A 19,149-nucleotide genomic window follows, 5' to 3' on the forward strand; every position below is an offset into this window, starting at 1 on the left:
TTATCCTTCTTTGGCAGCTATACACAAGAAACCCGGCTTATGCTTGACGCATATGCCGGGTTTCTCGACAGACTGACGGCTGTGTACCTGCGGTACACAGCCGTTTTTTCATTTTTTGATAGTTGTCATTTTCCGCAGCACCATGGCATGGTGGAGAATACCGGCCAGGGCCAGAAAGCCGATGTAGCCGCAGATGGGGTAGACGAAGCTCACCACGTTCTTGAAGCCGAAGATGCTGCCCAGGAAGGAGAGAAGGCACAGCACTACCGTGGTCCGCCGGGTGGCCAGCCGTCCGCCGGCCCAGAGCTGGAGCCGGGAGGTGATGGCAAAGAGACTGGAGAGGGCGGCGGTGAACATGCCGGCCAGAAGGAGGACGGCGTAGATCAGCCCCAGCACCGGAGTCACCCGGTAGGCCAGCTCCAGCATTGGGAGCTCGGCGGTGCCCACAGCGCTCCGGAAGAGGATCATGGGCAGGAGGATGGCGGCGAAGATCAGGGTGAGGAGTCCGGCCCCCAGAGCCAGTCCACGGTGGACGGTCTTGCCCTCCATGCCGGTGGAGAGGGGAACCAGGATGGACACCGCCGCCATCATGTTGTAGGAGATGAAGGAGAGGGCGGAGCACAGCCAGTTGCCCAGCAGAGGATTGCCGTCGGAGAAGGGAGCGGCGGTCACCGCCTCCACCGGGAGGCGGAAGGGGGCGGCCAGGGCGATGACCAGGGCGGCGATGACCAGCAGAGGGACCACGATGTTGAAGGAGGCCAGCAGTCCGGCAGCGCCTGCCAGGGCCACCGCCAGCACCAGGGCGGTGGTGAGGCCGTTGCCGACGATGGCGGGCAGACCAAAGACCTGCTCCAGCAAGGCCCCAGCTCCCGCGATCATGGCCACCATCACGTCGAAGAGGAAAAAGAGAAAGACGCCGCTGAGAAAGGCACGGAGCCAGGGCAGCTCCGGCCGGAGGATGACCCGGTCAAACTCCGTCCGCCCCGTCTTTTTGGCGATATCCAGGACCAGCAGGCTGAAGAAGACGAAGGCGGCAATGGCCAGCACCATACCGGCGATGCCGTAGCCGCCAAAGACGCCGAAGAACTGGAGCAGCTCCTGGCCGGAGAGAAAGCCGGCGCCCAGAAAGCTGCCGGTAAAGACGGTGGCCACCTCCAGGGGGGTGATCCGTTTCATGGGAAGACCTCCGTAGATAAGGATAGCGGCTCCGGGGGACCGGAGCCGCGAAAAAGCTGTGGCCAGCGCTCAAAAGGTGCGGCCGATGTCGGTGCGGAAGTGCATGTCCTGGAAGGAGATGTGCTTGGCGGCGGCGTAGGCCCCGTCGATGGCGGCGTTGAGATCATCGCCCACGGCGGTGACGCCCAGCACCCGGCCGCCGGAGGTGCGGATGGTGCCGTCCTCGTCCCGCTTGGTGCCGGCGTGGAAGACCACGGCGGTCTGTTCCGCCTCCTCCAGGCCGGTGATAGGGTAGCCGGTGGCGTACTTGGCGGGGTAGCCGCCGGAGGCCAGGACCAGACAGCAGGCGGCGGCGTCCTTCCAGCGGATGTCCAGCCGGTCCAGGGTGCCCTCCCGGCAGGCCTGGAAGATGTCCATGAGGTCGGTCTCCAGCAGGGAGAGGACGGCCTGGCACTCCGGGTCGCCGAAGCGGGCGTTGTACTCCACCACCTTGGGGCCGTCGGGGGTGAGCATGAGGCCGAAGTAGAGCACCCCGTGGAAGGGGCGGCCCTCCGCCTTCAGGGCGGCCACGGTGGGAAGGAAGATCTCCTTCATGCAGCGGTCGGCGATCTCGGGGGTGTAGCCGGGGGCGGGGGAGATGGCCCCCATGCCGCCGGTGTTGGGACCCTTGTCCCCGTCGAAGGCCCGCTTGTGGTCCCGGGAGGGGGGCATGGGGGAGAGATGCTCCCCGTCCACGAAGCACAGCACGGTGACTTCGGGGCCGGTCATGCACTCTTCGATGACCACCTTGGCGCCGGCGGCGCCGAACTTGCCGTCGGCCATCATGCTCCGGGCGGCCTCCTCGGCCTCGGCTACGGTCTGAGCCACCACCACGCCCTTGCCCAGGGCCAGGCCGTCGGCCTTCACCACGATGGGGGCGCCCTCCTGGCGGATGTAGGCCAGGGCCTCATCCAAGTCGGTAAAGGAGCGGTATCTGGCGGTGGGGATGTGGTATTTCTCCATCAGGGCCTTGGAAAAGACCTTGCTGGCCTCAATGATGGCGGCGTTGGCCCGGGGGCCGAAGGCGGGGATGCCTGCCGCCTCCAGGGCGTCCACCATGCCCAGTGCCAGGGGGTCATCGGGGGCGACCACCACGAAGTCCATGGCGTGCTCCTTGGCCCAGGCCACCATGGCCTCCACATCGGTGGCTTTAATGGGCACGCACTGGGCCTGGGCGGCGATGCCGCCGTTGCCGGGGGCGCAGTAGAGGGCGTCGATTTTGGGGCTTTTGGCCAGGGTACGGACGATGGCGTGCTCACGGCCGCCGCCGCCCACAACGAGGACTTTCATCGTAAGGACCTCCCATATCGAGATTCCGGACTCACCCAATGAGCATGCTCAGTGCGTAGAGCACCACCAAGTGGCCGGGGTAGAACCAATAGAAGAACCAACGGCTCCCGTTCCCACGCTGCCCGTTGTACCGGGAGAGGGGGAGGAGGGCCAGGCAGGCAAAGCCCGCCATGAGGAGGGAATAGGGCAGGTAGAAGCGCCGGAAGGAGGGGAGATAGGCCCCCAGCCGGGCAAACATCCCCGTCCACTCCCCGGCACTCAGCAGATCAAGGGCGGCGGGACCAAAGTAGGTCCACAAGCCGCCGGCCAGATAATAGAGAAGGAGGCAGCCTGCCAAGGCCAAAAGCTGCCGCCTTCGGTCGGTCCCAGCGGCGTACACCGCCAGCACTGTGAGCATCCCTACCCAGCCGTAATCCACCCGCAGCAGCTGGGCCAGGATCAGCAAGGCCAGGGTCACAGGGACACCCAGCCAGCCCAGCCCCCGGTCCCTCAACGCCCGGCAGGCGCCGATAGCAGCGGCGGCCAGAAAGAAGGTGGCGATGACGCTGCCCCCGGCGCCGCCGGTGGCCCCATAGGCCACCGCGTGGGTGACGGCGCCGAAAAGTGCCAGCCGCAGCAGATACCGGGGGTAGTTGGAGGTCTTGCGGCAGCCCTGGGCGGCGAAGTAGGCGAAGATGGGAAAGGCCAGCCGACCCAGATACCGGAAGGCGTAGAACCACAGAGAGTCAGCCGGGAAGAAGGGGGCCATTGGGGTGAAGATCATGCCGATGTGGTCGATGACCATGAATACGGCGGCGAAGTATTTGAGCTGGGTGGCGGTAAGGCCCCGGGAAACCGTCATATCAGTGGTGGAACAGCCGCATGCCGGTAAAGGCCATGACAATGCCATACTTGTCACAGGTGGCGATGACGTGGTCGTCCCGGATAGAGCCGCCGGGCTGGGCGATGTAGGCCACGCCGGATTTGTGAGCCCGCTCCACATTGTCGCCGAAGGGGAAGAAGGCGTCGGAGCCCACGGTGACGCCGCTGAGCTGGGCCACCCAGGCCTTTTTCTCCTCCTCGGTGAGGACCTCGGGCTTCATCTTGAAGGTGTTCTGCCACACGCCCTCGGCCAGGATGTCGTCGTGCTCGTCGGAGATGTAGATGTCGATGGCGTTGTCCCGGTCGGGGCGGCGGATGCCGTCCACGAACTGGAGGCCCAGAACCTTGGGATGCTGGCGCAGCCACCAGATGTCGGCCTTGTTGCCGGCCAGGCGGGTGCAGTGGATGCGGCTCTGCTGGCCGGCGCCCACGCCGATGGTCATGCCGTCCTTCACGTAGCACACGGAATTGGACTGGGTGTACTTGAGGGTGATGAGGGAGAGGAGCATGTCCCGACGGGCGGTCTCGGGCAGGTCCTTGTTGACAGTGACGATGTTGTTCAGCAGGGCGTCGTTGATCTCGAAGTTGTTGCGGCCCTGCTCAAAGGTGATGCCGAACACGTCTTTGTGCTCGATGGGCTTGGGGACGTAATTGGGGTCGATCTCCACCACGTTGTAGCCGCCCTTGCGCTTGGTCTTGAGGATGGCCAGGGCCTCGTCGGTGTAACCGGGGGCGATGACGCCGTCGGAGACCTCCAGGGCCAGGAACCGGGCGGTGGCGGCGTCGCAGACGTCTGAGAGGGCGGCCCAGTCGCCGTAGGAACATAGCCGGTCAGCGCCCCGGGCCCGGACGTAGGCAGAGGCCAGGGGGGTGAGCTCCATGGCCTGGGCGAAGTAGATGTGCTTCTCCACATCGGTGAGCTCCTTGGCCACAGCGGCGCCGGCGGGGGAGACGTGCTTGAAGGAGGCGGCGGCGGGCAGGCCGGTGGCGGCCTTGAGCTCCTTCACCAGCTGCCAGGAGTTGAGGGCGTCCAGGAAGTTGATGTAGCCGGGTTTGCCGTTGAGGACCTTGATGGGCAGCTCACCGCTCTCCATAAAGATGCGGGCGGGCTTCTGGTTGGGGTTGCAGCCGTATTTCAGTTCCAGTTCCGTCATATCTTCGACCTCCTTATATTCAGATGTGCTTGTTGTAGATGAGGGATTGAGTCTCGCCGCTCTTCAGGTCGATGTACCGCACGAAGAGGGAGACCTTGTTGTCGGCGTTGAGGCTCTCCCACAGGCCGTCGCCGAAGTCCTTCAGGCTCTCGCTGCCCACGGCCACGGTCTTGGGTGTGCCCTGGAAGGAGGGCAGGGGATCGCCGTCGGTCTCGTAGGTGCTGATAAAGTGGCCCTGACCGGCGATGGGGGCGTCGTACTCGAAGAAGAAGCGCTGGCAGCAGGCGGGGTCGCCGTCGGCGGACTTGAGGATGGACAGCCGGTAGGAGCCGTCAGGGCGGACCATGCCGGAGATGCGGGGGGTGTAGTTGGGGCCGTCGGGCTCGAACTCCCGGGTGCGCAGGGCCCGGACCCAGCCGGTGCCGTTCCGGAAGGCGTCGGCCACCGTATCCGTCTGGTCGCCGTTGGTGACGATGGTGGTGCCCTCCACCACCCGGACGGGGTGGTAGATGATGAGGGAGGGGTCCACCATCTTGGACTCGTCAAAGGCCTTGGTGCGGATGCCGTCGTCGGTGGTCTCAAAGATACGGTTGCGGCTGTTCTCGCTGCGGCCCATGATGAAATAGGCGATGACAGCCTTGGTGTTGTCGGCAGACCGGCCCAGCAGGATGCCGCGGCCGGGATAGGAATTTTCACTCAGATATGCCTTGAGATCGATCATGGTCAAACCTCCTTGATATGGACGATGCGCCCCTCCACGGTCAGGCGGTCCTGGCAGAAGAGGGAGACGGCCTGGGGCAGGATGAGCCACTCGGCCTCCTCCATGACCCGGCGCTGGAGGATTTCGGGGGTGTCCCCTTCCTGGACAGCCACCGCCTTCTGGAGAACGATGGGGCCGCCGTCGGGCTCCTCATTGACAAAGTGGACGGTGGCGCCGGTGACCTTGACGCCGTAGGCCAGGGCCTGCTCATGGACGTGGAGGCCATAGGCCCCCTTGCCGCAGAAGGAGGGGATGAGGGCGGGGTGGACATTGAGGATGGCGTTGGGGTAGGCGGCCACCATCTCGCTTGTGAGGATGTGGAGGAAGCCGGCCAGCACCACCAGATCCACATTCAGGCTTTGGAGCTTCTCCACCAGGGCCAGGGTCATGGCCTGGTTGGAGTCAAAGTCTTTCCGGGGCACTACGTAGCCGGGGATGCCCGCTTTGGCCGCCCGTTCCAGGGCGTAAGCTCCGGCCCTGGAGGAGAGAACAGCCACGATCTCACCGCCCTGGAGTTTTCCGGCCTGCTGGGCGTCGATGAGGGCCTGGAGGTTGGTGCCGCCGCCGGAGACCAGCACGGCGATGCGTTTTGCGCTCATACCAGCTCCACCCCGGCGTCGCCGCTGACCACGGAGCCGATGATGTAGGCCCGCTCGCCGGAGCGGCAGAGAATCTCCTTGGCCTGGCCCACCTCCTCCTTGGGGATGGCCAGGATGAGGCCCACGCCCATGTTGAAGGTGTTGTACATATCCCGCAGGGGGATATCGCCCTTCTTGGCGATGAGCTCAAAGATGGGGGGGACGGGGAAGGAGGCGGTTTCGATCCGGGCGGTGAGGCCCTCCTTCATCATGCGGGGTACGTTCTCGTAGAGGCCGCCGCCGGTGATGTGGCTGATGGCCTTGATGTGGATGCCGTTCTTCAGCAGGCACTGGACGGACTTGACATAGATGCGGGTGGGGGTGAGGAGGGTATCGCCCAGGCTCTTGCCGCCCAACTCGTCCATGGGGGCGCGGAGGTCGGCGTGCTCCACGTCGAAAACCTTGCGCACCAGAGAGAAGCCGTTGGAGTGGACGCCGGAGGAGCCCAGGCCGATGAGCACGTCGCCCGCGGTGAGGTCCTTACCGTCGATGATCTTCTCCTCATCCACGATGCCCACGGAGAAGCCGGCCACGTCATAGTCGTCCTCCGCCATAAGGCCGGGGTGCTCGGCGGTCTCGCCGCCCACCAGGGCGCAGCCGGCCTGGCGGCAGCCCTCGGTGATGCCGGCAACGATGTCGGCGATCCGGGCGGGGTCATTCTTGCCGCAGGCGATGTAGTCCAGGAAGAAGAGGGGGGCGGCGCCGCCGCAGATGATGTCGTTGACGCACATGGCCACGCAGTCAATGCCGATGGTGTCGTGCTTGTTCATGAGCTGAGCCAGGCGGAGTTTGGTGCCCACGCCGTCGGTGCCGGAGACCAGCACCGGCTTTTTCATGCCGGACACGTCGGGGGCGAACAGGCCGCCGAAGCCGCCCAGGGTGCCCATGACGCCGGGAATATAGGTGGATTCCACCATGGGCTTGATGCGCTCCACAGACTCGTAGCCGGCGGTCACATCCACGCCGGCAGCGGCATAGGACTCGGAATGGGAGTTTTTCATGTGTGGACCTCCTCAAATGTCAGGTTTGGCTGAGTTTGCGCTCGAAGCGGAACTTTTCCCGGGCCTCGGGCACGGGGACGGGGTAGTGTCCGGTGAAGCAGCCGTCACAGAAGGTGCAGTGGCAGCCGTTGGCCAGCTTGTGGGTGCTCTCCACGCTGAGGTAGCCCAGGGAATCGGCACCGATGATGGACCCGATCTCCTCCATCGAGTGGTTGCAGGCGATGAGGTGGTCCCGGGAGTCAATATCGGTGCCGAAGTAGCAGGGGTGGAGGAAGGGGGGCGCGGAGATCCGCATGTGGACCTCGGTGGCGCCGGCCTCCCGCAGGAGCCGTACGATCCGAGCCGAGGTGGTGCCCCGGACGATGGAGTCGTCCACGATGACCACCCGTTTGCCCCGGACCACGGAGGAGATGGGGTTGAGCTTGATGCGCACCTTGTCCTCCCGGTTCTTCTGACCGGGGGCGATGAAGGTGCGGGCGATATACTTGTTCTTAATAAAGCCGGTGCCGTAGGGGATGCCTGACAGCCTGGAATAGCCGATGGCGGCGTCGATGCCGGAGTCGGGGACGCCAATGACGATATCGGCCTGGACAGGGTGTTCCAGGGCCAGGAAGGCTCCGGCCCGGAGGCGGGCCTCATGGATTCCGGCGCCGTCAATGACCGAATCGGGCCGGGCGAAGTAGATGAACTCAAAGACGCACAGGCTGCTCTTGGTCTTGCCGCAGTGGTCTTTGATGCTCCGGAGACCGTCCTGGTCGGCCACCACGATCTCGCCGGGCTCCACATCCCGGAGGAAGTGGGCGCCGATGGCGTCCAGGGCGCAGCTCTCAGAGGCGAAAACATAGCCGCCGTCCAGGGTGCCGATGCACAGGGGACGGAAGCCGTTGGGGTCCCGGGCGGCGATGAGCTTCCGGGGGGAGAGGAGCACCAGAGAGTAGGCCCCCTGGATCACATCCATGGCGGCGGCGACCGCCTCCTCGATGGAGGGAGTCTTCAGCCGGGCGCCGGTGATGGTGTAGGCAATGACCTCGGTGTCGCTGGTAGTGTGGAAGATGGCGCCGGAGAGCTCCAGCTTTTCCCGGAGCTCGGCGGCGTTGGTCAGGTTGCCGTTGTGGCACAGGGCCATGGTGCCCTTCACATGGTTGATGACCATGGGCTGGGCGTTGATCCGGCTCTTCCGGCCGGTGGTGGCGTAGCGTACGTGGCCCACGGCCATACTGCCGTTGCCCAGGTGCTCCAAAACTTCAGGGGTGAATACCTCGCTGACCAGTCCCACGTCCTTGTGGCTGGTGATGATGCCATCGTCATTGATGGCGATACCGGCGCTCTCCTGGCCCCGGTGCTGAAGGGCATAAAGGGCGTTGTAGACGCAGCCGGCGGCATGCTCTATGCCGTCAACATACAGGCCGAAAACGCCGCATTCTTCGTGAAGGGTAGACATAATCGGTACTTCCTTTTTCAATGGGATAGGACGTGGGTGCAGGTGCGGATTACTCCTTTCCAGTCCAGCAATAGGTGCAGATCTTGCTGCGGTCGATGCCGATGGCCTCCAGCAGGCCGTCCAGAGACTGATAGCCCAGGGAGTCGAAACCCATCTTCTCACAGATGGCCTTGAGCATGCAGCCGCCCCGCTCGGTAGAGGCGTCGGCGTACTCCTCCAGGTGATTCTGGCCCTCGTCGCCCTCCAGTTCCTGGATGGTCTTACGGGCCAGCAGCTCCATATCGGAGTTGCTGCGGGAGAAGTTCAGGTATTTGCAGCCGTACATGATGGGGGGGCAGGCCGAGCGCATATGGACCTCGGCGGCGCCCGACTCGTAGAGAAATTCCACAGTCTCCCGGAGCTGGGTGCCCCGGACGATGGAGTCATCCACGAAGAGGAGCTTCTTGCCCTCGATGAGCTCAGGCACAGGGATCTGCTTCATCTTGGCCACCTGGTTGCGGACCTCCTGGCTGGCGGGCATAAAGGAGCGGGGCCAAGTGGGGGTGTACTTGACAAAGGGGCGGGCAAAGGGCTTGCCGCTGCGGTTGGAAAAGCCGATGGCGTGGGGGACGCCGGAGTCGGGGACGCCGGCCACATAGTCCACCTTGGGGAGCTTGCCCTTCTGGACCTCATCCCGGGCCATAATCTCGCCGTTGCGATAGCGCATGACCTCCACGTTGACCCCCTCATAGTTGGAGTTGGGGTATCCGTAGTAGGTCCAGAGGAAGGCGCAGATCTTCATTTCCGACCCGGCGGGGGAGAGAACTTCCCAGCCGTCGGCGGTAATGCGGACGATCTCCTGGGGGCCCAGCTCATAGGCGTCGGCATAGTCCAGCTTGTGGTAGGCGAAGGACTCAAAGGAGACGCAGCAGCCCTTCTCCCCCTGTCCCACCAGCACGGGCAGGCGGCCCAGCTTGTCCCGGGCGGCGATGATGCCCTGCTTGTCCAGAATAAGGATGGTGCAGGAGCCGGAGATCTCCTCCTGGGCGTGACGGATGCCGGAAACCAGGTCGTCGCACTGGTTGATGAGAGCGGCGGCCAGCTCGGTGGCATTCACCTTGCCCGAGCTCATGGCCATGAACTGATGGCCGTGGTCAGAGAAGTACTTCTCTACCAGGGCGTCGGCGTTGTTGATGATGCCCACGGTGGTGATGGCATAGAGCCCCAGATGGGAGCGCACCAGCAGGGGCTGGGGGTCGGTGTCGCTGATACATCCAATGCCGGCGTGGCCGTGAAATTCATGGAGGTCCTTTTCGAATTTGGTGCGGAAGGGGGTGTTTTCGATGTTGTGGATTTGCCGCTGAAAGCCGTCAGTCTCATCATAGACCGCCATACCGCCCCGCTTGGTGCCCAGGTGGGAGTGGTAGTCAGTGCCGAAGAAAAGGTCCAGCACACAATCCTGCCGGGATACGGCGCCAAAGAAGCCTCCCATCCTCAGTTATCCCCCATCAGACGGCGCATGACCTCTTCATAGGCCTCCTCGGCGCCGCCCAGATCCCGGCGGAAGCGGTCCTTGTCCAGCTTCTCGTGGGTTTTCTCGTCCCACAGGCGGCAGGTGTCGGGGCTGATCTCGTCGGCCAGCACGATGGTACCGTCGCTGGTCTTGCCGAACTCCAGCTTGAAGTCGACGAGGTCGATGCCGATCTCCTTCATAAAGCCCTTGAGGAGGTCGTTGACCATCATGGTGTACTTGCGGATGAGGGCGATCTCCTCCTTGGTGGCCAGCTTCAGGGCCAGGGCATGGGAGGTGTTGAGCAGGGGGTCGCCCAGATCGTCGTTTTTGTAGGAGAACTCGAAGGTGGGCTCGTCAAAGACGATGCCCTCCTCCACACCGTAACGCTTGGCAAAGGAGCCGGCGGAGATGTTGCGGACAATGACCTCCAGGGGGACGATGGACACCTTCTTCACAGCGGTCTCACGGTCATTGAGCTCTTCCACGTAATGGGTGGGTACGCCCTTGGCCTCCAGGCGGCGCATGAGGTTGTTGGTCATGCGGTTGTTGATGGCGCCCTTGCCGGTGATGGTGCCCTTCTTCAGGCCGTTGAAGGCGGTGGCGTCGTCCTTGTAGGAGACGATGACCACCTCGGGGTCGTTGGTGGCGTAGACCTTCTTGGCCTTGCCCTCATACAGCTGCTCTTTCTTCTCGTAAGCCATTTCTCTCTTGCTCCTTCTATCTATATTTTTAGAATCAGATTTCGGTCTTATAGCTTCTCGCTGATGTGGCGGTCCTTCTCAGCCACTTCCTGGGCCATCTTGACCTTGAAGTCGGAGAGCTGACCGGCCAGGGCCTCGTCGGAGAGGGCCAGCATCTGGGCAGCCAGGATAGCGGCGTTGTCGGCGCCGTCCACGGCCACACAGGCCACGGGGATGCCTTTGGGCATCTGGACCATGGAGAGGAGGGAGTCCAGCCCTCCCATCATGGAGGTCTTGATGGGCACGCCGATCACGGGGAGGGTGGTGTAGGCAGCCAGCACGCCGGCCAGATGGGCGGCCTTGCCGGCGGCGGCGATGATGACACCGAAGCCGTTTTCCCTGGCGCCGGAGGCGAACTGCTCGGCGGCGGCAGGGGTGCGGTGGGCGGAGATGACCCGGACTTCAGCGGGGATACCGAAGGACTGAAGACGGGCAATGCAGGGCTTCATGGTCTCCAGATCGCTGTCGGAACCCATGACCACGGCGACTTTCTTACTCATGTGGGACCTCCTGTGATTGAAAATTTTTTAGAGAAACAAAAAAAGAATCAGGCCATCCGGTATGCGGATGGCCTGATGGGGCTTATGATCTTGAAGAGGACGCATTGCGGCCATGGAAGGGGACCCACATTTCGATGGAACCCGCCATTGCCGCACCTCCGTCCAAACGATTCTAAATAAATATATCTAAAATCGACGGTGATTGCAAGGGCACGGGGCGAATTTCGTATGCTTACACAACGTGGCGTAAAAAAGAGGGAAGGAAATCGTAAAAATCGTTTTGGCGTACAGTGTCCACGTCTCACAGACCGATGGCGCCCAGGATGCGTTGGACGGTCTGGGCTCGGCGGGACCAGGCCGCAGCGGCGCCGTAGTCCCGGCGGCGGGGGGTTACCCAGGTGGGGTCCTCCGCCAGGGCCCGCTCGCACAGTCGGCAGTAGTCGGCGGGGGAGTGGGCGCCGTAGATGACATCTGGGAATTCCTCCACCTGGTCGGGGGCCAGGAGGGTGACGATGGGCTTGCCGGTGGAGAGGTACTCGTAGATCCGCCGGGGGAGCACGTCGCTGAAGTCCTGTTCCCGGCGGCGCAGGTCCAGACACACGTCGAAGCGGGACATGTAGTCTGGGATCTCTACCGCGGGCTTTCGGCCCAGGAGGCGGATGTTTGCCATACGCTCCAGCCGGGGGAGGCGGGGGTGCTCTCCCACTCGGCCCACCAGGACGAAGGTCCACTCGGGGTGTTCCATGGCGGTATACTCCACGGGGGAGAGGTCCAGCCCGGCGTCGATGCGGCCCACCCAGCCCATCACCGGCCCCCTGATATCCCGGAGGGCCGGAGGCACCTCCAGGCTGGGCCGGGAGAACATGGGGTAGTTGACGCCGTTAGGGATGAGGGCGATGTTGGCGTTGCAGGGGGAGAGCCGGTCCAGCAGGCCGGGAGAGGCAGCGAAGACCACGTCGGCGGCGGCGGCCAGATCTCCCTCCCATTGGGGGGGCAGGTCGGACCAGTCGGCGTCACAGTCGTAGACCAACCCCCGGTGGTTCAGGTAGTCCAGCAGGTAGACGTGCTGGGGCTGGGTAGTCCACAGAACCACATCCTGGAAGCCGTGGCGGAGGGCCGTCCGGCGGATGAAGGCGGCCAGCCGTTTCCCGGTGTGGCGCAGCAGGAGCTCCGCGTTCTCCGGTAAAGGCCGCACCGGCGGCAGGGCATATACCGTGACGTTGGGGCGCACCTGACGGCCCGGGTCCTTGTGACTGTGACCTGGACGGCTGGGTTGGAAAAAGAGGACCTCGCCGTCCCGGAGCCGGGCGGCCAGCTGCTGGGTCCGGGACGGTGTGGTCCGCCAGGGGGTGTAGGAGACGATGATATATTGCTTCAAAGGGGTCACCTCATGAGAAGGGGGTAGGGCTTACCGGCCGAGGAGCTTTGCGGCGGCCTCGCTGTTGCGCTGCTCCACCTGGCGGAGCCGGTCCACACCGCCGGAGAGAAACTCGGTGTCCCCAATGCGGCCCACGGCGGCGTCGATGTGGGCGCACAGCCGTTCATAGCTCACGTCCTTCAGATCGGTGAAGAGGTCCTGGCCGATGTAGCGCAGGAAGGAGCTGATCTTCTGATCGTAGACCACGCCCACCAGGGGGACGCCCTGCCCGGCGGAGAAGACCAGGGCGTGGAGACGCATGGAGACCACCACCTGCATCCGGGCGAAGAGGCCAATGGTGTGATCGGAGGCGCCGGTGTCGGTAAAGATATAGTGGGGGGCCTTCATATAGGCGGCGGCCCGCTTGCAGGCGGCTACGTCCAGCCGCTTTTCGATGGGAATGAAGATGGGGGTGAGGCCGTACTTTTCCCAGGCGTAGTCGGCGGCCTGGCCGAAGATCTTTGCCTTTTCCTCGTCATAGCCGGGCCAGGGCCGCAGGGTAAAGCCGATATACCGGCCGTGGGGGTCCAGCCCCCGGCTCTCCAGCATGCCGTCCACCACCTCCGGCTCGGCAGCGGGGAGGATGACGGTGGGATCGGAGGAGAGAACGATCTCGGGGTTATGGATGCCCATGTCCTCCAGCTCGGTGAGGGAGTGGGTATCCCGGAGGGTAATCATGTCCACGTTGCTCTGGAGGACCTTGGCGCAGAGATTCCGGTTGGAGGGGTATTGGATGGGGCCGATGCCGCAGCCATACATGAGCACCTTATTGCCCAGCTTCTTGCCGGCGGAGATGGTGAAGAGGTAGAACCACAGGGACCGGCGGGAGGTGACATCCTGCATGAGGGAGCCGCCGCCGTTGATATAGAGCCGGGTCTTGCGCATCCGGGACAAAAATTTGGGGAAGGCGAAGGTGTAGATGGCGTTGACCCGGTAGGTCAGCCGGGTCTCGTCGGGCCGGCGGGAGAGAACCCACACGGGGAGATCGGGATCGATCTGCCGCAGCTCACGGACGATGGCCTCCAATATGGCGTCGTCACCGGCGTTGCCCCGGCCGTAGGCGCCGCAGACCAGGGCGCCGTCCCGGCGGCCGATGGTGCGCGTGCGCTCCTGGCGCCGGAGGATGGTGCGGTAGATGTTGAGCTGGCGTTCAATGGTGGACTCCAGGGAGTACTCCTCCACGCCCTTCTGGCGCAGCCGCTCTCCCAGGTGCTCCCGTTGGACCGGGTCCTTGGCCAGGGTGACGAGGTGGTGGGCCAGGCCCTCGGCGTCGCCCGGCTCAAAGAGGAGGCCGTTGACGCCGTGGTCGATGAGGTAGGGGACGCCGCCCACCCGGGAGCTGACCGTGGGCAGGGAGGCCCGGGCGCCCTCGGTGAGGGCGTAGGGGAAGGTCTCGGAGAGGGAGGTGAGGGTGTTGATGTCGATGGACTGATAGAAGGTGTTGGTGTCGCTGATCCAGCCGGCGAAACACACGGTGTCGGCCACACCGAGCTCCTGTGCCAGGTTCTCCAGCATGGCGCGCTCCTCGCCGTCGCCGGCGATGAGAAGCCGCAGCTGGGGGCAGGTCTCATGGGCCTTGGCAAAGCCCCTGATGAGGGTGGAGACGTCCTTCACCGGATTGAGCCGGGCGGCGATGCCCACCACCACCGAATCCTCGTCGGCCTGGAGCCCCACCGAGCGGAAATATTCCGCCCGGCTCATGGCGGGGGCGGGCAGGGTGAAGTCGATGCCGTTGTAGATGGGGAAGATCTTGTCCGGGTCAAAGCCCCGGGAGATAAGCAGGTCCACCATGGCATCGGAGACACCGATGCGGTAGTCCAGCAGCCGCAGGGCGATGGTGTTGATGGTGCCGTAGGTGAGGCGGGAGAAGGGGCGGCCCAGATAGTCCAGCCGGTAGTCGGAGTGGACGGTGGTGACCACCGGCACGCCGGTGGCGCGGCGGAGAAGGGCGCCCATCATGTTGCCCCGGGCGCCGTGACAGTGGAGCAGGTCGCAGCCCTGGGTGCGGATCTTCTGCTTGAGGATAGCCAGGGTCTTGAGGATGTTCCGGCTGGGGTAGACCTCGGTGCGAATGCCCAGCTCCCGTGCCTCCTGGGCGAAGGGCCCCTCCATAAAGCACACCATGGTCACGTCGATGCTCTTGGAGAGGTTCTGGAGCAGGGAGAGAACGTGGGTCTTGGCCCCGCCGCTGTCGCCGCCGCTGATGAGATGGATGACTTTCATAGTTGCCTCCAATGTCATACCCTCAGTGTGCAAAGGGCAACACGCCTGCCAGTGGCCCAAAATCGCGCTGACTGCGTTCTCGTCCTCGGTGGGCGGTAGCCCACCGTCGTCCTGCGGCCTTGCCAGCACCCATTTGTGCTCACTGGCAGGTCCTGCGGAGTTTTTCGGGCGCATAGGGGACCGCCGGCAAGGCAGACGAGGCCGCCGGGCTGACGCCCGGCAACGAGGATCACGCCGCTGGCGGTTCCCTTGGCCCCGAAAAACCGCATTGCCCTTTACTCACTGAGGGTAATGGTTTCTTAAATTTCAAAATCCACCCTTGTATCTTGACGGAAAATATTATACAATGCTTGGGTAGTCCGGTCAACGGAAATGCCGGGCATCCGCCGAGAAATGAGATATACGGAGGCATGACATGAAACTGGTGGACGAACGAGGAAAATTATTTGGAAAACTCAATATCATTGACCTGCTGGTCATTTTATTGTTGATCGTGGCCGTGGCCCTGATTGGCTGGAAGGTCACCCGTAAGGATGGCGCATCCAACGTCAGCCGAACCATTCTAACCTATACGGTAGAGGTGCAGGGCGTTGACAAGGAGGTCTACGAGGGTATCAAGGCCTACGTGCCTGGCGAGAGCGGCATCGGCGATCAGCTTATGGCCAACGGCGAGATGGTGGACGCCTATGTGACCGACGTCACTGCCAAGCCTCACGAGGGCGGGATTACCATGACTGATATCAACGGGACCTCCCTCACCTTCCCGGTGGAGGAGGACACCCTGGACCTCAGCTTTACCATCCAGGCCAATGTGGTCAACGCCGTCACCAATGAGGTGGGTACTCAGGAAGTCCGCATCGGCAAGACCCACATCGTCAAGACGGTCCACTTTGAGCTCAGCAACGGCATCATCACCACCTGTGAGGCCGAGCCCTGGGCGGAGGGCTGAGTTTTTTGACACCCTAAAGGGGACGGGGCGGCGGCCTCGTCCCCTTTTTGTCCCAAATCAAGAAGATCGGAGGAAACCGGACGTGCTGGATATCCTTTTGACCCTGGACGGGGGCTTTCTGCTCTGGCTCCAGGACCTGCGCACTCCCATTCTGAACGCTTTTTTCTCCTTCTATACCCAGTTGGGCAACGCAGGACTGGTTTGGATCGTCCTGTCGGTGCTCCTGCTCCTGTACCCCAAGACCCGAAAGGCGGGCTTCTGGGCGCTCATCGCCATGCTCTTCGGCCTGCTCTTTACCAATGTGTTCCTCAAGCATCTGGTGGCCCGGACCCGCCCCTGGCTGGTGGTGGAGGGACTAAAGGCGCTGGTGGATGAGCACGACCCTAACTCCTTCCCCTCCGGCCACACCTGCGCCGCCTTTGCCTGCTGCGTTACCTGGGCCCGGTTTGCGGCCCGGCGGTGGGTGAAGGCTTTGTGCCTGATCCTGGCCGTTCTCATGGGCTTCTCCCGGCTGTATGTGGGGGTCCATTTCCCCAGTGATGTCATCGCCGGCTGTGCCGTGGGCTGCATCTGCGCCCTGCTGTCCTGGGAGGTCCAGAAGAGAGCCGAAACACTGTGGAAGGGGCGGAAGGCATGACGGGGCCCATCCTGATCCAGGGCGCTATGGACGTGGAGACCGACCGGACGGTGGAACGGTTGGAAAACTGCCGGGAGGAGACCATTGCCGGTTTCCGGTTCTGGCAGGGCCGGTATGCCGGATTGGACCTGGCAGTGAGCTGCACCGAGGTGGGAATGGTGGCCGCCGCAGCGGCCACTGCTCTGGGCATCCAGCGCTTTTCACCCAGTCTGGTCCTCAACCAGGGTACTGCCGGCGCACACCGAGATGATCTCCATGTGGGGGACGTTGTGGTGGGCCGTACCTGCGTGGACATCCACAGCGTCCTCATACCAAAGCGTGGGGCAGGGGAGGGGATGGACTCCGCTGCCTGGACCCTGTGGGACTTTGACGCTGATACGCCTCCGGTGGTCCTGAATGGGGACGCCCACTGGGCGGAGCGGTTCGAGGCCACTCCCTATGCCGAGGGACGGGTGCTCTCCGGCCGCCTGGGTACCGGCGACGTCTTCAACCGGGAACATGACCGCATTTTATGGCTGCGGGCACAGGCGGGAGAGGACTGTGAGGACATGGAGAGCCTGGCGGCCTACCGGGTGTGTCGGCGGTTCGGGGTGCCCTGTCTGGGCCTGCGCATCATCTCCAACAATGAGCTCACCGGGGAGGCCTACCGCCGGGAGGTGGGGGAGGACCTTCAGGACTTCATTTTGTCCGTGCTGGCGCGCTGAGGAGGTGGAGCATGAAACGGGTGGTCCTGCTACTCCGGGTGCTACTCCTGGTTTTTCTGGCGGTCTTTCTGTTGAAGGTCCTGGTCTGGGACCGGCGGATTGTGGGCGAAGTGGAGGGGATTTTCCTCACCTATGAGGGTGCCGTCTACCGGGAGGACGGACTCTCTGATTGGCATGTGGGGGAACGGCTGGGCAGGGTCCGCTTTGACGACGGTTCCACCGCCTACCTCTACACCGTGGAGGGGGAGCCCGACTGGCTCCACGTCAGCTTCGGCTGGGACGGTCGGGAGTATGTCCGAGAGTCGGAATAAGATAAAAAAGGACGGGGCCTTCCCCGTCCTTTTTTAAATGTGCTTGTCAAAGGCCAGTCTGGGATAGTTGTCCTCCAGCACATGGATGATCCCACAGTAGGAAAAGCCGCTGCGTTTCAGCAGGTTCTGCATGACGCGGTTGTCCCCGTGGGTGTCCACCCGCAGATGTCCGCACTGTTGAAAGGCCCAGTCCAGGCAGGTCTGGCCGATGCCCTTTACCGAGCCATCTCCCGCCAGACGGTGGACCACGCCGTAAGGACCGTCATAGTGCCAGCCGCCCTCTTGAATGTCCCGGTAGGTGGGCTCAATGTCCTCGCCCTGGAGAAAACAGAAGGTCCCCACCACCTTGCCATCGTGGACGCAGACATAGCTGCGGCCGGCGGCAATGTCCTCCCGGAGCAGATCCGTCGGGGGCCAGTTGGTGGGACCCCACTGGTTGGGGTTGCCGGTCTCTTTCATGAACTGCCGGGCCTGGACGTAGAGCGCCGCCATGCGGTCCAGGTCCTGCGGGGTAGAATGGCGTATCTCCATGATCCGCCCCTCCTCATTTGTTGTGTGAAAAGGGCCCATGGCATGATGCCATGGGCCCTCTTTGCGTATGAGTAAAAGAAGCTTACTTCAGCTCGACCTTGGCGCCGACTTCCTCCAGCTTCTTCTTCAGCTCCTCGGCGTCCTCCTTGGAGACACCCTCCTTCAGAGCCTTGGGAGCGGCCTCGACCAGAGCCTTGGCCTCAGCCAGACCCAGACCGGTGATCTCACGGACAGCCTTGATGACCTTGATCTTCTCGGCGCCGACATCAGCCAGCACCACGTCGAACTCGGTCTTCTCCTCAGCGGCAGGAGCGGCAGCGCCGGCGGCAGCGGGAGCAGCCATAGCAGCGGCGGACACGCCGAACTCGTCCTCCAGAGCGTGAACCAGCTCGGAGAGCTCCAGAACAGTCAGACCCTTAACTTCCTCAATGAGGGCAGTGATTTTCTCAGAAGCCATGATATGTTACCTCCTAAAATTGTGATTTCAATCAAAAATAGATCAGTGGGGAGCCGATTACTCGGCAGCGGGAGCCTCGGCGGCGTCGACGGAGCCGCCCTTCTGCTCGCAGATGGCCTTGATGACGATGGCCAGGCTGGAGATGGGGGCCAGCATGGTGCCCAGGACCTGAGCCTGGAGAACTTCCTTGCTGGGCAGCTCAGCCAGAGCGTTGATCTCGTCCAGGGACAGGACCTTGCCGTCCATGAAGCCGGACTTGATGGTAAACTTGGCGCCGTTGAACTGCTTGGCGAACTTGGCGATGACACGCATGGGAGCGATGGGATCGCCGTGAGAGAGGGCCATGGAAGTGGTGCCGTTGAGAACGGAATCCATCTCCTCCAGACCCACGTTGTTGATGGCGAAGCGGACCAGGGTGTTCTTCACCACGGCGTAGTCCAGCTCGTTCTTGCGGCACTCGGCGCGCAGAGCGGTATCCTCGGCCACGGTGATGCCCTTGTAATCCACCAGCACGCCGCTGGAAGCACTCTTGAGCTTCTCAGTCAGCTCGGCCACGATGGCCTGCTTCTCACTGAGGACCTTTGCGTTAGGCATTTGGAATTCACCTCCGTTGAATTTGAGTTCAACTTTTCCGATGCAGTCGCGCAACAAAAAAGCTGTTTTCGCATTCAAAGCAGCGAAAACAGCACAAAGAAATTCATTCCGTTGTGGCTGCATTCTCGGCAGGACTTATGGCTCGCGCCGCCTGCTGTCTTTGAACACGAAAGGTATTATATCAGTCCGGACAGGCTTTGTCAAGCAAAACCTGTCCGGAAATGATATATTTTG

At 63.1% G+C, this 19,149-nt stretch carries 20 protein-coding genes and 1 other annotated feature; of the genes, 4 read left to right on the forward strand and 16 right to left on the reverse strand.

Annotation, left to right across the window (positions count from 1 at the left end; translation table 11 throughout):
* Positions 1-108: 108 nt before the first annotated feature.
* The 13 genes from Q0K15_RS06870 to csaB form a co-directional block, all read right to left on the reverse strand.
* The gene (locus tag Q0K15_RS06870; RefSeq protein WP_294514339.1) at positions 109-1,176 is read right to left on the reverse strand and encodes a hypothetical protein; all 1,068 of its coding nucleotides are present in this window, start codon (positions 1,174-1,176) and stop codon (positions 109-111) included.
* Between the two features lie 69 nt (positions 1,177-1,245).
* Positions 1,246-2,505 (reverse strand): phosphoribosylamine--glycine ligase, encoded by a 1,260-nt coding sequence (purD, locus tag Q0K15_RS06875; RefSeq protein WP_294514343.1) that lies wholly within the window; start codon positions 2,503-2,505, stop codon positions 1,246-1,248.
* A 31-nt stretch (positions 2,506-2,536) separates the two neighbouring features.
* Positions 2,537-3,346 carry a TraX family protein gene (locus Q0K15_RS06880; protein ID WP_294514347.1) on the reverse strand — a complete coding sequence of 270 codons (810 nt, stop codon included), beginning with the start codon at positions 3,344-3,346 and terminating at the stop codon, positions 2,537-2,539.
* A gap of 1 nt (position 3,347) precedes the next feature.
* Positions 3,348-4,520 carry a phosphoribosylaminoimidazolecarboxamide formyltransferase gene (locus Q0K15_RS06885; protein WP_294514351.1) on the reverse strand — a complete coding sequence of 391 codons (1,173 nt, stop codon included), beginning with the start codon at positions 4,518-4,520 and terminating at the stop codon, positions 3,348-3,350.
* Between the two features lie 19 nt (positions 4,521-4,539).
* Positions 4,540-5,247, reverse strand: coding sequence for an IMP cyclohydrolase (locus tag Q0K15_RS06890; protein ID WP_294514354.1), 708 nt, complete (start codon positions 5,245-5,247; stop codon positions 4,540-4,542).
* Positions 5,244-5,879 (reverse strand): phosphoribosylglycinamide formyltransferase, encoded by a 636-nt coding sequence (gene purN / locus Q0K15_RS06895; RefSeq protein WP_294514357.1) that lies wholly within the window; start codon positions 5,877-5,879, stop codon positions 5,244-5,246. Before purN ends, Q0K15_RS06890 begins: the two co-directional genes overlap by 4 nt.
* Complete coding sequence (purM, locus tag Q0K15_RS06900; protein WP_294514360.1) at positions 5,876-6,919, reverse strand: phosphoribosylformylglycinamidine cyclo-ligase; 1,044 nt, start codon at positions 6,917-6,919, stop codon at positions 5,876-5,878. The genes purN and purM overlap by 4 nt, the downstream gene beginning before the upstream one ends.
* Before the next feature lie 19 nt (positions 6,920-6,938).
* Positions 6,939-8,360 carry an amidophosphoribosyltransferase gene (purF, locus tag Q0K15_RS06905; protein ID WP_294514363.1) on the reverse strand — a complete coding sequence of 474 codons (1,422 nt, stop codon included), beginning with the start codon at positions 8,358-8,360 and terminating at the stop codon, positions 6,939-6,941.
* A gap of 49 nt (positions 8,361-8,409) precedes the next feature.
* A complete protein-coding gene (locus Q0K15_RS06910; RefSeq protein WP_294514366.1) occupies positions 8,410-9,831 on the reverse strand; it encodes an amidophosphoribosyltransferase in 1,422 nt (473 codons plus the stop codon).
* Between the two features lie 2 nt (positions 9,832-9,833).
* Positions 9,834-10,553: a phosphoribosylaminoimidazolesuccinocarboxamide synthase gene (gene purC / locus Q0K15_RS06915; RefSeq protein ID WP_294514370.1), complete on the reverse strand. Its 720-nt coding sequence runs from the start codon at positions 10,551-10,553 to the stop codon at positions 9,834-9,836.
* A 47-nt stretch (positions 10,554-10,600) separates the two neighbouring features.
* Complete coding sequence (gene purE / locus Q0K15_RS06920) at positions 10,601-11,092, reverse strand: 5-(carboxyamino)imidazole ribonucleotide mutase (protein WP_294514373.1); 492 nt, start codon at positions 11,090-11,092, stop codon at positions 10,601-10,603.
* Between the two features lie 301 nt (positions 11,093-11,393).
* Complete coding sequence (locus tag Q0K15_RS06925; protein ID WP_294514376.1) at positions 11,394-12,479, reverse strand: hypothetical protein; 1,086 nt, start codon at positions 12,477-12,479, stop codon at positions 11,394-11,396.
* A gap of 21 nt (positions 12,480-12,500) precedes the next feature.
* On the reverse strand, positions 12,501-14,732 hold the full coding sequence (csaB, locus tag Q0K15_RS06930) for a polysaccharide pyruvyl transferase CsaB (protein ID WP_294514379.1): 2,232 nt from the start codon (positions 14,730-14,732) through the stop codon (positions 12,501-12,503).
* Positions 14,733-15,147: 415 nt separating this feature from the next.
* Between csaB and Q0K15_RS06935 the strand changes: the two genes are divergently transcribed.
* From Q0K15_RS06935 to Q0K15_RS06950, 4 genes are all read left to right on the forward strand, one after another.
* The gene (locus Q0K15_RS06935; protein WP_294514382.1) at positions 15,148-15,681 is read left to right on the forward strand and encodes a DUF4330 family protein; all 534 of its coding nucleotides are present in this window, start codon (positions 15,148-15,150) and stop codon (positions 15,679-15,681) included.
* Between the two features lie 82 nt (positions 15,682-15,763).
* Positions 15,764-16,318, forward strand: coding sequence for a phosphatase PAP2 family protein (locus Q0K15_RS06940; protein ID WP_294514385.1), 555 nt, complete (start codon positions 15,764-15,766; stop codon positions 16,316-16,318).
* Complete coding sequence (locus tag Q0K15_RS06945) at positions 16,315-17,022, forward strand: 5'-methylthioadenosine/S-adenosylhomocysteine nucleosidase (protein ID WP_294514388.1); 708 nt, start codon at positions 16,315-16,317, stop codon at positions 17,020-17,022. Before Q0K15_RS06940 ends, Q0K15_RS06945 begins: the two co-directional genes overlap by 4 nt.
* A gap of 11 nt (positions 17,023-17,033) precedes the next feature.
* A complete protein-coding gene (locus tag Q0K15_RS06950; protein ID WP_294514391.1) occupies positions 17,034-17,333 on the forward strand; it encodes a hypothetical protein in 300 nt (99 codons plus the stop codon).
* 33 nt (positions 17,334-17,366) lie between these two features.
* On the opposite strand, the gene Q0K15_RS06955 is transcribed toward Q0K15_RS06950, so the two are convergent.
* From Q0K15_RS06955 to rplJ, 3 genes are all read right to left on the reverse strand, one after another.
* Positions 17,367-17,864 (reverse strand): GNAT family N-acetyltransferase, encoded by a 498-nt coding sequence (locus Q0K15_RS06955; protein ID WP_294514394.1) that lies wholly within the window; start codon positions 17,862-17,864, stop codon positions 17,367-17,369.
* Positions 17,865-17,946: 82 nt separating this feature from the next.
* Positions 17,947-18,321, reverse strand: a complete 375-nt coding sequence (gene rplL, locus Q0K15_RS06960) for a 50S ribosomal protein L7/L12 (protein WP_294514397.1) — start codon at positions 18,319-18,321, stop codon at positions 17,947-17,949.
* Positions 18,322-18,378: 57 nt separating this feature from the next.
* Positions 18,379-18,915, reverse strand: coding sequence for a 50S ribosomal protein L10 (gene rplJ, locus Q0K15_RS06965; protein WP_294514401.1), 537 nt, complete (start codon positions 18,913-18,915; stop codon positions 18,379-18,381).
* A gap of 46 nt (positions 18,916-18,961) precedes the next feature.
* Positions 18,962-19,097: a sequence feature (ribosomal protein L10 leader region), on the reverse strand.
* Positions 19,098-19,149: the final 52 nt, after the last annotated feature.

Source organism: uncultured Intestinimonas sp. (genome assembly GCF_944387245.1).
Classification (GTDB): Bacteria; Bacillota; Clostridia; order Oscillospirales; family Oscillospiraceae; genus Intestinimonas.

Excerpts from the sequence above, each read along its gene's own strand:
- rplJ (WP_294514401.1), bottom strand. The coding sequence starts at position 18,915 with ATGCCTAACGCAAAGGTCCTCAGTGAGAAGCAGGCCATCGTGGCCGAG.
- csaB (WP_294514379.1), bottom strand. The coding sequence starts at position 14,732 with ATGAAAGTCATCCATCTCATCAGCGGCGGCGACAGCGGCGGGGCCAAG.
- purF (WP_294514363.1), bottom strand. The coding sequence starts at position 8,360 with ATGTCTACCCTTCACGAAGAATGCGGCGTTTTCGGCCTGTATGTTGAC.
- purN (WP_294514357.1), bottom strand. The coding sequence starts at position 5,879 with ATGAGCGCAAAACGCATCGCCGTGCTGGTCTCCGGCGGCGGCACCAAC.
- Q0K15_RS06885 (WP_294514351.1), bottom strand. The coding sequence starts at position 4,520 with ATGACGGAACTGGAACTGAAATACGGCTGCAACCCCAACCAGAAGCCC.
- Q0K15_RS06945 (WP_294514388.1), top strand. The coding sequence starts at position 16,315 with ATGACGGGGCCCATCCTGATCCAGGGCGCTATGGACGTGGAGACCGAC.
- Q0K15_RS06910 (WP_294514366.1), bottom strand. The coding sequence starts at position 9,831 with ATGGGAGGCTTCTTTGGCGCCGTATCCCGGCAGGATTGTGTGCTGGAC.
- Q0K15_RS06880 (WP_294514347.1), bottom strand. The coding sequence starts at position 3,346 with ATGACGGTTTCCCGGGGCCTTACCGCCACCCAGCTCAAATACTTCGCC.
- Q0K15_RS06935 (WP_294514382.1), top strand. The coding sequence starts at position 15,148 with ATGAAACTGGTGGACGAACGAGGAAAATTATTTGGAAAACTCAATATC.
- purC (WP_294514370.1), bottom strand. The coding sequence starts at position 10,553 with ATGGCTTACGAGAAGAAAGAGCAGCTGTATGAGGGCAAGGCCAAGAAG.
- Q0K15_RS06870 (WP_294514339.1), bottom strand. The coding sequence starts at position 1,176 with ATGAAACGGATCACCCCCCTGGAGGTGGCCACCGTCTTTACCGGCAGC.
- purM (WP_294514360.1), bottom strand. The coding sequence starts at position 6,919 with ATGAAAAACTCCCATTCCGAGTCCTATGCCGCTGCCGGCGTGGATGTG.
- purE (WP_294514373.1), bottom strand. The coding sequence starts at position 11,092 with ATGAGTAAGAAAGTCGCCGTGGTCATGGGTTCCGACAGCGATCTGGAG.
- purD (WP_294514343.1), bottom strand. The coding sequence starts at position 2,505 with ATGAAAGTCCTCGTTGTGGGCGGCGGCGGCCGTGAGCACGCCATCGTC.
- Q0K15_RS06955 (WP_294514394.1), bottom strand. The coding sequence starts at position 17,864 with ATGGAGATACGCCATTCTACCCCGCAGGACCTGGACCGCATGGCGGCG.
- Q0K15_RS06950 (WP_294514391.1), top strand. The coding sequence starts at position 17,034 with ATGAAACGGGTGGTCCTGCTACTCCGGGTGCTACTCCTGGTTTTTCTG.
- rplL (WP_294514397.1), bottom strand. The coding sequence starts at position 18,321 with ATGGCTTCTGAGAAAATCACTGCCCTCATTGAGGAAGTTAAGGGTCTG.